General features: G+C 68.1%; 5 protein-coding genes and 1 pseudogene. 1 reads left to right on the top strand and 5 read right to left on the bottom strand.

Annotated elements, in window-relative coordinates:
* The first annotated feature begins 96 nt into the window (after positions 1-96).
* Entirely contained in the window at positions 97-6,192 is a 6,096-nt protein-coding gene (locus tag V6V88_RS22675) for an autotransporter outer membrane beta-barrel domain-containing protein (protein WP_338616446.1), read from the top strand.
* Positions 6,193-6,316: 124 nt separating this feature from the next.
* Here the strand turns inward: V6V88_RS22675 and V6V88_RS22670 are convergent, their stop codons facing one another.
* The 5 genes and pseudogenes from V6V88_RS22670 to V6V88_RS22650 form a co-directional block, all read right to left on the bottom strand.
* A complete protein-coding gene (locus tag V6V88_RS22670; protein ID WP_338616443.1) occupies positions 6,317-9,649 on the bottom strand; it encodes an autotransporter domain-containing protein in 3,333 nt (1,110 codons plus the stop codon).
* 359 nt (positions 9,650-10,008) lie between these two features.
* The gene (locus tag V6V88_RS22665; protein WP_338619705.1) at positions 10,009-11,148 is read right to left on the bottom strand and encodes a glycosyltransferase family 9 protein; all 1,140 of its coding nucleotides are present in this window, start codon (positions 11,146-11,148) and stop codon (positions 10,009-10,011) included.
* Between the two features lie 93 nt (positions 11,149-11,241).
* A pseudogene (locus V6V88_RS22660) lies at positions 11,242-11,997 on the bottom strand (tetratricopeptide repeat protein); the annotation flags it as partial.
* Positions 11,998-12,080: 83 nt separating this feature from the next.
* The gene (locus V6V88_RS22655) at positions 12,081-13,439 is read right to left on the bottom strand and encodes an ATP-binding protein (RefSeq protein WP_062839815.1); all 1,359 of its coding nucleotides are present in this window, start codon (positions 13,437-13,439) and stop codon (positions 12,081-12,083) included.
* The gene (locus V6V88_RS22650) at positions 13,436-14,107 is read right to left on the bottom strand and encodes a response regulator (RefSeq protein WP_062839814.1); all 672 of its coding nucleotides are present in this window, start codon (positions 14,105-14,107) and stop codon (positions 13,436-13,438) included. Before V6V88_RS22650 ends, V6V88_RS22655 begins: the two co-directional genes overlap by 4 nt.
* Positions 14,108-14,204: the final 97 nt, after the last annotated feature.

Genomic DNA, 14,204 nt, shown 5'->3' with positions numbered 1-14,204 from the left:
AAGCCGACCGCAAAGCGACCTTTGCGAGCCAGGGGCAATGTTCTTGGCGCACTGGAACCACGCCGTTCGCTGCCACGTCCCCCGGACTGGCGCGAGATGCTCTCCGTCACCGCCGTGGGGCTCGTCATGGCGCAGCCCGCCGTCGCGGCATTGAGTTGTCCTTCGGTCGACACCAACCCTTCCAATTCCACCACCTGCACCATTTCGTCCAGCCAGGGCGGGTCGGGTGCGCAGGTCAGTGTCGTCAACACCGCCAGCGCCGGCACCGGCGACAACATCGGCGGCTATGGCGGCAACTACACGGTGGTCAACAACGGCGCCGTGCTGCAGCCGAGCGTCCCGCAGGGCGGCATCTTCGTTCGCCTGACGGGCGGCATGGGGTCCAGCGACACCAGCAACAATGCGACGAACGGTGGCAACGGCGGCACCATCACCATCAACAACAACGGCGGGACGATCATCGTTCAGAACGCGCCCACCTCCAGCACCCAAGGCAGCGGTCCTGGCATCTGGGCGGATTCGGGCGCGCAGTTCGGGATCTACGGCGTGTCGGTCGGTGGCATTGGCGCCAATGCCAACGAGACGGTGATTGGCGGGGGCAACGGGGGCCAGGGGGGCGATGGCTCTGCCGTCACCATCACCAATAGCGGCAACGTCAGCGTCTTGAATCTGCCCTACGGCGGCGTGGGCCTCTACGGCGCCAGCATCGGCGCGACGGGCGGCAACCAGGACAACGCGGCGACGGGCGACCAGGTCGGCGGCAATGGCGGCGGAAGCAATATCGTCAATATCTCGAATTCCGGGGCAGTGTCTGTCACCGGTTCCACGTCGCGCTATGCATGGGGCATCGGCGCGGAATCCATCAGCGGCAGCGGCGGGCTGGACAACGGCAGCGGTTCCAGCGGCGGCGCGGTCAATTACTCCAATCCGACGATCATCACCAATACGGGCTCCGTTACTGTGAACGTCAGCGGGACGGCCCTGAGCAGCGTGCGCGGCCTGTATGTCCTGAGCCAGGGCGGCAACGGCACGACGTCCGAGGACGGCAGCGACAACGGCGGCACCGGCGGCCAGTTTGGCGCGATGACGGTGGTGAACTCGGGCCAGGTGTCCGTGTCCAGCACCTCGACGGTGCAGCCCGCGAGCCTGTCCAAGGTGTCCGGCGGGATCGTCGTAGTCGGGCTGGGCGGCAATGGCGGCATGGGTCCGCAGACGATCACCAACACCAGCGGCGAAATCGGCGGCTACGGCGGCGGCAACGGCAATACGACCACCACGGTCACCCTGAACAGCGGGTCGTCGGTCACGACCTCGGGCGACTACCTGCCGGGCGTCAACGTGATCACGCAGGGCGGCAACGGCGGGGCAGGACGCGAGGACAGCAACGGGGCGGCCGGCGGCAACGGCGGCACGGTGAACGTCACCCTGAGCGGCAATGCCACCATCAGCACCAATGGCGTGCAGTCCACCGGCATCTCGGCCAGCAGCCTGGGCGGCGCGGGCGGGGGGGTGGAGACCAGCAGCGGCATCATCGACTTCACGCCCGAAAACGCCGGCAGCGGCGGGGCCGGCGGCGCGGTGACGGTGACGACCACCGGCGGTTCCATCCAGACTTCAAACAACTATTCCATTGGCATCCTCGGCCAGTCGATGGGCGGCATTGGCGGCACGACCACGTCCAACTTCGAACTGTTCGGCAATGCCGGCGCGGATGCGGGGATTGGCGGGGCCAGCGGCTCGGTTTCCATCAACAGCCAGTCCTCGATCACGACCACCGGGCAGTCCTCGCACGGCATATCGGCGCAGGCCATCGGCGGCGGCGGCGGCACGGCGGGCGTCAGCAGCGGCATCGTTGCATTGGGCGGGGCGGGCGGCACGGCGGTCTCCGGCGGCACGGTCACGATCAACCAGTCCGGCACCCTGACCACGGGCGGGACCTCGGCCATCGGCATGCTGGGCCAGTCCATCGGCGGCGGCGGCGGAGATGGCGGCGCGGCAAGCGGGGTTGCCGTGATCGGCGGGCAGGGGGGCGGAGGCGGCAACGGCGGCTCGTCCACTGTCGGCATGAACGGCTACACCTTGACCACGGGCGGCGACCATGCGTACGGCATCGTGTCCCAGTCCATCGGCGGCGGCGGGGGAACCGGGGGCGCAGCCTCTTCCTACGACGCCGGCGTCGGCTTTGCCATGTCCGTTGCGGTGGGCGGCACGGGCGGCAACGGCGGCGCGGGCGGCAGCGCCGCGGGCAACGTGTCCAACGCAACCTTGACGACCGGTTCGTCGGGCACCACGAACGGCGATGCGCATGGCGTGGTCGTGCAGTCCATTGGCGGCGGCGGCGGGGCGGGCGGCGCGTCCGTCGCCAAGGCCCTGGCGATTGCGGTGCCAGACGAGGACGCGTCTTTTGGCGTCGCGGTCACGTTTGCCATGGGAGGCTCCGGGGCTTCGGGCGGCGCGGGCGGCACCGCGTCGTCGGCCATCAACAATTCCATCCTGACCACGTATGGTCCCAATTCGCAAGGCGTCCTGGTGCAATCGATCGGCGGCGGCGGCGGGCTGGGCGGCAGCGCATCGGCCCTCTCGACGGTGGTCGGCACCGGCGATTCCGTCGGCGGCACGGTTCAGTCGTCGGTGGGGGGCAGCGGCGGATCGGGCAGCTACGGCGGCAACGCCACGCTCAGCCTGGCGGGCAGTTCCATCACCACGTGGGGAGACTCTGCGAATGCGCTGGTGCTGCAAAGCATTGGCGGCGGCGGCGGGGCGGGCGGCGTGGGTTCCGCCACGGGACGCAGCCCGAATGTGGATGCCAACGTGTCGATCACGGCCAACGTGGGCGGGATCGGCGGATCGGGCGGACAGGGCGGCACGGCGTCGCTGACCGTCAATCCGGCCAGCACGATCATCACGCACGGCGATGGCGCGCGCGCCGTGCTGGTGCAGTCCATCGGCGGCGGCGGCGGGGCGTCGCAAGGCGGCCAGGTCGGGCTCGCCGTCAACAGCGAAAGCGAAGACAGCACGACAGACGTCAGGGGCACCGTGTCGGTTGGCCGCGGCGGCACCGGCGGCGGCTATGGCGGCGCCATCACCCTGAACAGCGATGGCAATGTCACCACCTATGGCGCCGATGCCGACGGCCTGCTTGTGCAGAGCATCGGCGGTTCGGGCGGGCTGGGCGGCGCCGTCGGCGGCACCAGCCAGAACAATTCATCCGACGCGCTGGATGACTCCGGCACGACCTACCAGTTCAACGTCTCGGTGGGCGGCAATGGCGGCGCGGGCGGCAATGGCGGCGCGATCGGAACGACGTCCAATGCCGCGAGCGTCGGGGCATCCACGAACACGTACGGGGATTACGCGGACGCCGCAGTCCTGCAATCCATCGGCGGCGGCGGCGGCGCGGGCGGCGCATCGACCGCCTCGTCCAGCATTTCGTCGTCCAACGTGTCGATTTCGGTGGGCGGCTCCGGGGGAAGCGGCGGGGCGGGCAACAGCATCGTCGCCTTCCTGAACGGCAACGGGACCAACAGCTTCAACACGGCCGGCTATGGCGCGATGGGCATCGTCTTGCAGTCCATCGGTGGCGGCGGCGGCATGGGCGCGACGGGATCGCCGCTGGCAAACGGCTCGCTGCGGGCCGGCGCGACCGGCGGCAGCGGTGGCGCGGGCGGCAGCATCACGGTCACGAGCGGCAGCTACGCGGCCATCCAGACTACCGGCGATAGCGCCTACGGCCTGGTGGCGCAGTCCATCGGCGGGGGCGGCGGCATTGCGATGGCGGGCAGCACGGCCTCGGCCGCGAATCCCGGCAGCCAGCGATTCAACCTGCATGCGGGCGGCGCGGGTGTGGCCGGCGCGGGCGGCACGGTCAATCTGTCCACCGGCCTCAATCTGAACACCCATGGCGATCGGGCTATCGGCGTCATCGCGCAATCGATCGGCGGGGGCGGCGGCATCGTGACGTCCGGCACGGCGACCGGGGTCGGCACGACGGTGCTGGGCGGCGGGAACGCCAATGCCAGCGCCGTGAACGTGGATCTGCGCTACACGCTGGCCACGCATGGCGCGGGCGCGCACGGGATCGTGGCGCAGTCCATCGCGGATGGCGGGGGCATCCTGGGCGACACGACCAAGCTGATCGCCACCAGCGCGGCCGGATTCCTGCCGACCGCGTTCAGTTCGGGCACCGCCGGCAACGTGACGGTTTCCTTTGACGGCAATCTGACGACCGCGGGCGCCAACGCCTACGGCATCATTGCGCAGTCGATCGGCGGGGGCGGCGGGCTGGCTGGCGGACCGAACGCCGGCTTTGCCGGGTCGGTCAGCAGCGCCACGGGCAATTCCGGCAGCGTCACCGTGAACCAGAGCGGGACGCTCAGTGTGACGGGTCCGGATGCGACGGGCATCATGGCGCAAAGCCAGGGCGGACAAAGCGAGCAGGGCGTCACGGTCAACATCAACGGCAGCGTGTCGGGCGGCTCCAGCTCCGGCAAAGGCGTGTGGATACTGAGCGGCCGGGACAACGTGGTCAACGTCAACGCAGGCGGTTCGCTCAGCGCGCTGTCCAGCACGGCGTTGACGTTCAACGGCGATTCGACCACGGCGGCGGGGTCTTTCCTCACCATCAACGACTACGGCACCATCTCCGGCAACGTCTATTGCGGCAACGGCGATTCCACCAATGCCTGCAACTACTACGTGCAGTCGGGCGGCGTGGCCAACGCGGCCACTGCGTATCAGGCCAACGTCATCAACTCGGGGCTGGTCGTGATCGGCTCGCCGGGCCAGTTCCAGACCCTGACCGTCAGCGGCAATTTCAGGCAGTCCGCCAGCGGCGTCCTGCGCGCCGACGTGGACTTCGACCAGATGCGCGCCTCGCAGATGGTGGTGCAAGGCAATGGCGACCTGAATGGCAATGTCGACGTGCTGGCCGCGGCGCTGATGCCCAACCGCGAGCTGACGGTCCTGACGGTGCAAGGCGATTCGCAAGGCAGCGTGGGCGCCGTCGACAGTCCGGTGTTCGATTACGCCACCCGCCAGGTCGGCCAGTCCACGCGCATCCGCGTGGCGGGCGCCGACTTTAACGCGCCGTCGATGCAACTGAAGGCCAACCAGCGTCAGGTCGCCGATCAGCTTCAGCGTATCTGGGATGCAGGCGGCAATTCCGCCCTGGCGCCGCTTTTCGGGCAGCTGGACCAGGCTTCGCGCGTGGGGGCCGGCACGTATCGCGACCGCGTGTCCAACCTGTCGCCGGGCGTGACGAGCGCGCCGGCGGCGCAATCGGCCGCAAACCTGGGGCATTTCACGGGCGCGATGATGTCCTGCCCCACGTTCACTGGGGTCGATGCCTTCTCGGGCGAGCAGAACTGCTACTGGGGCCAGGTCACGGGCCGCGCGACCAGCCAGGACGGCAGCAAAGGCACGGCTGGCTTTGACTACGACACGGTGACCTACCAGATTGGCGGGCAGCGCGAAGTCAGTCCGGGCTGGTTCGTCGGCGGCTCGGTGGCCTACGAAAGCAGCAAGGTGCGCGCCGACGACGGCAGCGTGCGCGGCGATGGCGACAGCGGCTACGCCGGCATGGTCGTCAAGCGCCAGGAAGGGCCGTGGGTGTTCTCTGCCGCGGTCGGCGGCGGCTATGGCGGTTATCGCATGGACCGCAACATCGACATCGCGGGATATCAGGACACCTTGACCAGCCGCCCCGACGTCTATGGCTTCAATGCACGCTTGCGCGCTGCCCGCACCTTCGCCTTCGAGAGCGTGTACGTGAAGCCGTACCTGGACCTCGACGCCAGCTATACCCGCATGCCGGGCTACAAGGAATCGGGCGCGAATCCGCTGGCCTTGTCGGTGGACGGCAGCGACCAGTTCATCCTGGGCCTGTCGCCCATGATCGAGTTCGGCGGACGCGCCAAGCTGTCCAATGGCGCGATGCTGCGGCCGTTCGTGTACGCGGGCGTGTCGTTCCTGTCCAAGGACGATTGGACGACCACCTCACGCCTGCGCGGGGCGCCCGCCGGCACGGGATCGTTCGATACGTCGCTGCCCATCGACGATGTGGTGGGCAAGGTGGGGGCGGGGCTGCACGTCATGCGCGCCGCGGGGGTCGACTTCCGGCTGCAGTACGACGGCCAGTTTTCCGAGAACGTGCGCAGCCATAGCGGCACGTTGAAGGTCATGGTGCCCTTCTGAGGCCTGCGCCAACTTCGGGTGCGTTCTGACGCTGGAAAATTCCGGGCAGAACGCGACTTGGCGCACGTTGTTCCAAAAAAATAGGCCCACGCCATGGCGTGGGCCTATTTTTATTTACTGCGCTTTAGAACCGGTACGTCGCCTGCAGCTGGAACGTTTGTCCCGACACGTTGCCCGTGTCGAACAGCCGGTCGTAGCTGGCGGTCAGGTCCATGGCCTTGCTGACGGGCATCGTGAGACCCAGGCCGGCAGAGAACATACCGCGCGAGGGCGACACGCCGGGCAGCGTGAAGCCGGTGCCGTCGGTCGCCGTGGCGTGGAATGCGCGATTGCTGTCCAGGGTTTCGTAGGCGTAGCCGACGCGGGCCTCGACGACGGCGGGTTTGTCCGACTTCATGCTGAAGGGCAGACCCACGACGAGCTGCGCATACGGTTGCAGGCTGTTGAAGTCCTGCGAGCCGACATCCAGGTTCTGGCTGGTGGAGCCCGTTTCGCTGAAGCGTTCGGTGTGCAGGTACAGATAGCGCAGCCCGAGACGCGGCGTGATCGTGAGCGGGCCGGCGGCCAGCGGCAGGCTGGCTTGCAGGCCGGCCGTGATTTCCTGTGCGTCGGTGTCGCCGCGGGCCTTGCCCGGGCCGGGGAAGGACCGGCGCGTCTGGAGAAAGTCGTAGGCGGCGCCGACCGTCGCGGCGAGGGTCACGGCCCCCACGCGGCGGCTGCCATAGCCGGCGATGCGCAGGGTGTCGATCTTGCCGCTTGCCTCGTCTTCGGTCACATCGACGTGGCTATAGCCGCCCGCGACGCCCAGCGTCCAGGCGCCGACCTGCTGATCCAGGCCGGCAAGAAAGCCGTAATGGCGATCCTTGTAGCTGGGCGCGTCGTCGTTGCCGCGCACGTTGACGCTGTTGGAGACGATCTGGGCCCAGGCCTGGCGGCCGGGACGCGCGCAATTGGCGGGCGTCGCGGCGTCCGCGCAATCCTGGCCCAGGCGCGCGAGCAGCGTGTCGTTGACGCGCTGGCCTTCGCGGATGGCGGCCGAGGCGACCGCGCCGAAGATCGTGGCGTTGGTGGGGGCAATGACGACGGTCCCGCCGCCCGTGTCCGTGCCTCCGCCGGTGTCGGTGCCGCCGCCGGTATCCGTGCCGCCGCCGTTATCCGTTCCGCTGGCGGCCAGCGTGAGGGTGCTGCCGTCGGCCAGGTTCTGCACGCTTTGCGCCAGTGCGGCCGGCGCGTTGCTGGTCACGGACGCGAAACGGCCGGTGACGCTGGCCGCGTCGACGATGCGGAAGGACGTCGCGCTGTAAGTGCCCGGGCCGTACAGCACGTTCAGGGTGCCGGCCAGGGTGGCGGTGCCGCTCACCTTCAGTTGCGAAGCTGCGGTGGGGCTGACGTCGACGAACAGCGTGCCGGTCGGGGACTGCGTGTAATTGCCCAGGATCGTCAGCGTGCCGATGGAGCCGCCCGGACGCACGCTACCGTCGTTGGTCACATTGCCGCCGATGGAGCCGTGCCCGCGCAGCGTGCCGGCGCTGCCGACGGCCACGTCGCCCAGGATGCTGGCGGTGGGATGCGCGGCATCGCCGATCTCCAGCGTGCCCGCGGACACCGAGGTGCCGCCCGAGTAGGTGTTCACGCCGTTCAGGATCAGCATGCCGCTGCCGGTCTTGGCCAGCGCGCCGCTGCCGTTCAGCGTGGAATCGATGATGGCGGTGGCGTTGGCATCGACCTCGATGGCCGAGGTGGCTGCCGCCAGCCCGATGGTGTCGCCGGTGACGCGGTAGCCATCGGTGGAGAACTGCATGCCGTTCACGGCGATTGCGCCGTGGCTGGCGTCGACCGTCACGGTGCCCGCCGCGCCGCCGAACACCGGCCGCACGTCGGTCTGATCGAGCTTGCCGTTGGCGGCGCCGTCGGTCGAGGTCCAGTTCTTGCCGTTGGCCGTCCAGGTGCCGGAGCCGCCGGCAATCGTGCCGTCGGCCACGGTGTTGGCGCCGTCCCAGTAGTGGGTCTGGGCGTCGGGCGCGATGGTCACGGTCAGCGCGCCGTTCACGTCGCTCAGTTGGGCGAGCAGGCCGTTGTTGGTGGACACGAAGGCCGTGTTGTTGGCATAGGTGCCGGAACCGGTTGCGCGCACGACCGTGTAGGACTGGCCATTGGCCAACCCCGTGCCGCCCAGGCTGATCGCCGCGCTGCTGATGGCCGCCGAGCCGTTCACGTCCAGGTAGCCATAGCTGCTGGTGTCGACGACATTGAAGGCCAGTCCGCCGCCGGTCTGCGAATAGTTGCCCGTGACGGTGATGGGATTGTTGATCTGAAGGGTCGCGCCATAGTTGAGGACGGAACGGCCCACCGCAGCGATGTCGTTGTTCAGCAGCAGGTTTCCGCCCGAAAACACCAGGTTTGCGCCCGTCACCTTGATGAGGCCTTTGTCGGCCACGCCCAGGCCGCCGCTCGCGCCGGTAAGGGTGCCGAAGACGTTTCCGCTGCCGCCTGCGATGGCAAGGGGGACGGCGCTGGCGGAGGTCAGGTCGCCCGCGATGAGGCCGCTGTTGGTGATCGTGCTGATATAGCTGTTGCCATCGAGCTGGATCGCCGCATTCCGGCCGGTGATGGTGCCGCTATTGGCGAGCAGGCTTATGCTGCTGGCGCGGGACAGGTAGATGCCTGCATCGAACGACCCGCCCATGGCGCTGCTGGGCGCACCCACGATCAGGCCCGTGTTGGTGATGGTGCCGGCCGTGCTGGCATCCATGAAGATGCCTGCGATGTCGCCAGAGAGGGTCCCGGAATTCGTGAGCGTGCCTAACCGGGCGTTGTCCTGAGCCAGGATGCCTAGCTGGCCGACGATGGTCCCCTCGTTTCGCAGCGTTTCGATGGCGCCATTTTCGGTGACCACACCAAACCCCGCGAGGAAACTGCCGATCTTGGCGCTTTGCAAGGTGCCGGTGTTGGTCAGGTTGGTGATCGTTCCGCCGTCGTTCCAGATGGCTGCAATCGTGCCGCCGAAGGAACTGTTGCTGCTGATCATCCCGGCATTGCTGATCGTGGCGATGCTGCCCTCATTGAAGATCCCGGCGCGTGCGCCGGCGATGGAGCCGCCCGCGTTATTGACTACGTTGGTGATGCTTCCGGACCCCGTATTCAGGATGCCGGCCACAGTGACGCCCGTTCCGTTGGACCAGATCAGGCTATTGTTTTGCACCTGAGCCAGAACGCCGTCGTTCTGCAGGCCCGCCAGTGTGCCCACGATGGTGCCGAGGTTCGTCAGCGTGCGGCCGGAGATGGTGCCGGAGGCGTGCAGACCGATGTCGGCGCCGGAGAGCGTGCCGGTCCCGGTGACCAAAAAGTTACCGCCCGTCCATTCGATGCAGTCGGTGGAGCCGAAGAGCGTCGTGTTGTTCGCAATTGTGAGGCATGCCGCGGCATGGACCATGCCGGGAAGCAGGCTGGCGGCCACGAGGGAAACACCCGACAGAATCTGCGTCGACCGGGCAAGCGCCGGCCTCGAGCCGGCTCGCGCGGATGCCACGGGAAAAGAGGGGGTACGTTTTTTTCGGTGTTTCAGCTTCAAGGCAAGCTCCCGCCTGGGGCGATGTCGGTTGGAATGTGCGGCAACCGTTGGAGCTATGGACTATCCGCGCGGCCGGTGCCAGGGTATGAGGGCAGACAGGCGGCCTTTTGCTGGGGCGTACTATCTCACCACGCACATTACTGGCGATGCCGCGGTCTCAAAGGCCGCAATAATGCCGAAATTCAGGCCTTTTTCCGGTTGACACTGGGGGTGCGCCGGCTTGGGCGCCGGCTGCGCCCGCGTGTTCAGGCCTGGCCGCGGTGAAACCGGGTTGCCAGCGCCTGGCCCACGTCGTGCATGACCCGCTTCCAGTCGCCCGGCGCGGGCTGGCGAAACAACTGCAGCGACGGATACCAGGGGGAGTCGGACCGCTGCAACAGCCAGCGCCAGTCGGGCAGGAAAGGCAGCAGCACCCAGGCGGGCCGATTCAATGCGCCGGCCAGATGCACGGGCGAGGAGTCGACCGAGACGAGCAGGTCGGCCAGGGACAGGATCGCGGCGGTGTCCTCGAAGTCGGCGATCTCGGCATCCAGCGGCACGATGTTCATGCCGGGCGGGGCCGTGGCGGCCTGGGCCGCGGCAGGGCCTTTCTGGATGGCCAGGTACGTGATGCCGGGCACGGCCAGGGGCGCCATGTCCGCCAAGGCAAGAGACCGGTTGGCGTCGTTCGAATGCGTGGGTCTGCCTGCCCAGGCCAGCGCCACCCATGGCCGTGGCAAGCCGGCCAGCCGCTTGCGCCATTTCTCGACGCGGGCCGCATCGGCCGACAGGTAGCCGACCCGGCCCGGCAGGTCGGCCATGCGCAGGCCGATCGCCATGGGCAGGGACATCAGTTCGCAGTGCTGGTCGAACGGCGGGGGGATCTGTCCGCGCGGGAAGGCGTCCGGGCCGACGAGGCGCCGGGCGAAGGACAGCAGGTCGGGATGGACTTCCAGCACGACGCGCGCGCCGCTGCGGGCACGGGCCGCGTCGATCAGGCGCATGAATTGCAGCGTGTCGCCGTACCCCTGCTCGTCATGAATGAGCAGCGTCTGGCCATCGATGCGGCTGCCGTCCCAGCGCGGCCGCTGCACCTTGCGGTCCATCGCCGCGGTATGGGAAAGGCTGTAGCGCCAACGGTATTCCGTCCAGCCGCGCTCGAAGTCCCCTTGCAGCAAGCGCGTTTCGGCCAGGTCGAATCGGGCGGACAGGTTGCCGGGCATGGCGGTGGCGAGCATGGCCTGAATGTCAGCGGCTTCCTGAACGCGCCCTTGAAATTTCACTGCCAGACCGAGAAGGCGCCAAAGTACGGCGGGAGCGCCGCGCGGGTCCATGTTCTCGCGCAGTAGCCGCTCGGCTTCGGCGTTCTGCCGCTCAGTCAGCAGATCGCGGACGCGGCGTGCCAAGTCTTCCGAGTCTTGCGCTTCGGCTGTTGCAGCCTGCGAGCCGCATGCCGTCCGCAAGCGCGTGCGCAGTTCAAGCGCCTGCGGGTGGCTGGGCGCGAAGGCCAGCAGCGCTTCGATCCATTGCAGCGCTTGTGCGGGCCGCGACCGCGCCGCTTCGACTTCCGCCAGATTGATGTACGCGTTCGCCAGGCGCGGGTTGCATTCGATGGCGCGCTGCCCGGCGTTTGCCGCGGCCTCGTGATCGCCCAGTTCGCGCAGCACGAAGGCGAGGTTGCTGTGCGCCTCGGCGTAGTCGCCGCGCAATGCGAGCGCCCGTGCGTAATGCTGACGCGCTTCGTCCAGGCGATTGACGCCCGTGTACGCGTTGCCGAGGTTGTTGAGGGCTTCCGGGCTGTGCGGCTGAAGTTGCGCCACCCGTTCAAGACACGCGACGCTGTCGGCGTGGCGCCCGGATTCCTGCAGGATGATTCCCAGGTTGTTCCACGCCATGACCAGCCCGGGTTCTCGTTGCGTGGCATGGCGCGCGGCGGCCTCGCCTTCAGCGAGCAGGCCTTGCTGCCGGCAGATTTCAGCCAGGTTGCCGAAGTAGACCGCGGGTGCGGCGTCAGTCCGGCAAGCGTGCCGCAGCAGGTCAAGCGCCAGGGCGGGCTGGCCGTGTGCGTGCGCGATCAAGCCCAGCAGGTGGGAGGCATCGGCCTGTCCCGGCGATGCGGCCAGAATGCGGCGGCAGAGGACCTCTGCCTGGACCGCCTGTCCGGCGTTCCAATGGGCGTGGGCCTGTTGCAGGGCTTCGCGCAGGGAAAGCTGCGTGCCTGTCGTTGGCGGTGGCGGTGCGGGCGTGGAGGCCATGGTCAGACCAGCGGCCGCCGTGCGGGCCGGCCTGAAGGGAAACGTGAAGCGCAGATTCTAGTGCCTTCGCGCGGGCTTGCCATCTACGCGCCGCGGCGTATCGTCACCCGCAGGCCCGGGCCGAAGTCGCTTTGCGCATCGCGCATGGCGAATGCGATGCGCATGCCGTGCGCATGGGCGATGCGGCGGGCGATGGAGACCCCCAGGCCGCTGCCGGCTTCCTCGTTGCCGGCGGCGCGAAGGAAACGGTCGCCCAGCCGCGGAAGCACCTCGGGCGCAACGCCGGGCCCCTGGTCGTCGACCGATATTTGCGAGGGCGAGAACGCCAGACGCACCCGGCCATGGCGCGGGCCGTACCGGATGGCGTTGTCCAGGATGTTTTTCAGCATGATGACCAGCGCGTCGGCATCGCCGGCCATGGGCAGCGGCAGCACGCCCGGCTCGGGCCATTCCACCGCGATGTCCACGTCCCGCCGGTTGGCGATCCAGAGGCAGTCGCTGACGGCCTGCTCGGCCACGCTGCCCCAGTCGACAGCCCCGCCGAAGTCGGTGTGATTGGCATTGTCCAATCGCGCCATCGTCAGCAGCTGCGAGACCAGCCGGTCCAGCCGCTCCATGCCGCGCGTTACGCTGGTTTGCGCCTGTTGCAGCGCCTGCGGGTCTTGCGTGCGCCGCATCACATCCCATTGCGCCCGCACGGCAGCCAGCGGCGTGCGCAGCTCGTGCGCCGCATCCGCGGTCAGCCGGCGCTCTTGTTCGATCAGCGTACCGACTCGCGCAAGCAGGCCATTCATGGACGTCACCAGCGGCGTGAGCTCGCCCGGCACGCCGGACAGCGGCAAGGGCTTGGCGTCGTCCGGGCTGCGCCGTTCCAGTTCGGACGACAGCCTGCGCACGGGGGACATCGCCTGGCGCACCGCGTAGATCAGCAGTGCGATCAGCACCGGCAGGCCCAGCAGCCACGGCAGGATCTGCCCTGCCACGTAGGCGATCACGAGGTCGTCGCGTTCTCCGATGCGCTGTCCCACGCCGACCCGCGTCTGGCCCGAGGGATCGTCCAGGTAAAAGAGGCGCCAGCGTTCGCCGTTGACGATGCTTTCCGCAAACCCTTCGCGGTCTTCGTTGCGAGGAAACTGCAGGGCTTCGGGGTCGAGCACCAGGGGGGCTTGCGACCCGCGCCATATGGCTACCGACAGATCGCCCAGGCCGGCATCGCCGGCGCTGTCCGACGCGGGCAACTGGGCGCGCGCCGGCTGCGTCTGGGCGGAAGGAGGGATCAGCGCGGATATGGCGATGGTCTGCTGCGCCAAGCGCACCATGTCGGTGTCGTAGAGCTCGTTGATCTCGTGGGCGGCGCGCCAGTACGTGCCGGCGATGGTGATGAGCCACGCTACAGGCGCCGCCAGCAGCACGGCAATGATCAGGCGTCGTTGCAACGTCATGAGTCGGCTTCCACCTGGCCCAGCGCGTAGCCCGACCCCCGCACGGTGCGCACGATCTTCGGGTGGATCTTCTTGCGCAGATGATGCACGAACACCTCCAGCGCATTGCTTTCGAGTTCGGCTTCCCAGTCGTAGAGCTTGTCGCGGATGAAGTCGCGCGTCAGCACGCGATTCGGATGCGTCAGGAACAGTTCCAGCAGCAGCGCTTCGCGCGTCGTGAGGTCCACCTTCTGGCCCTTCCAGTGCACTTCATGCAGGGCGGGGTGGTAGTCGAGATCGCCATGACGCCAGACGGGCTCGGGCTTGCCGGCCACGCGCCGCGTCACCGCGCGCAACCGTGCCGCCAGTTCATCCAGGGTGATGGGCTTGATGAGGTAATCGTCGGCGCCGGCATCCAGACCCGCGATGCGGCTTGAGACCGCTTCGCGTGCCGTCAGGATGACAACCGGCACGGTGCGCCCTTCGCGGCGCCAGCGGCCCAGCAGGGATACGCCGTCTTCGCCGGGCAGGCCCAGATCGAGGACCACGGCGTCGTAATGCACGACGCTGATTGCCTGATCGCCTTCGCGGCTGCTGGAGAACCAGTCGACGGCATAGCCCAGAAGCCGTAAGCCGGATTTGAGACCATCGCCAATGAGCGGGTCGTCTTCAATGATGAGAATTCTCATTTATCGTCTTCTCGCCGTGCAGGACTGAGATTACCACCGCCCGGGTGGTTAATTTCTCATTAAGGTTCCATGCCTAAGCTGCGCTCCATCGTATCGG

This window comes from Achromobacter sp. E1 (assembly GCF_037039475.1).
Taxonomy (GTDB): domain Bacteria; phylum Pseudomonadota; class Gammaproteobacteria; order Burkholderiales; family Burkholderiaceae_B; genus Achromobacter; species Achromobacter mucicolens.
The sequence above is the reverse complement of the archived record's forward strand: the minus strand, read 5'-3'. Positions and strand labels throughout refer to the sequence as shown.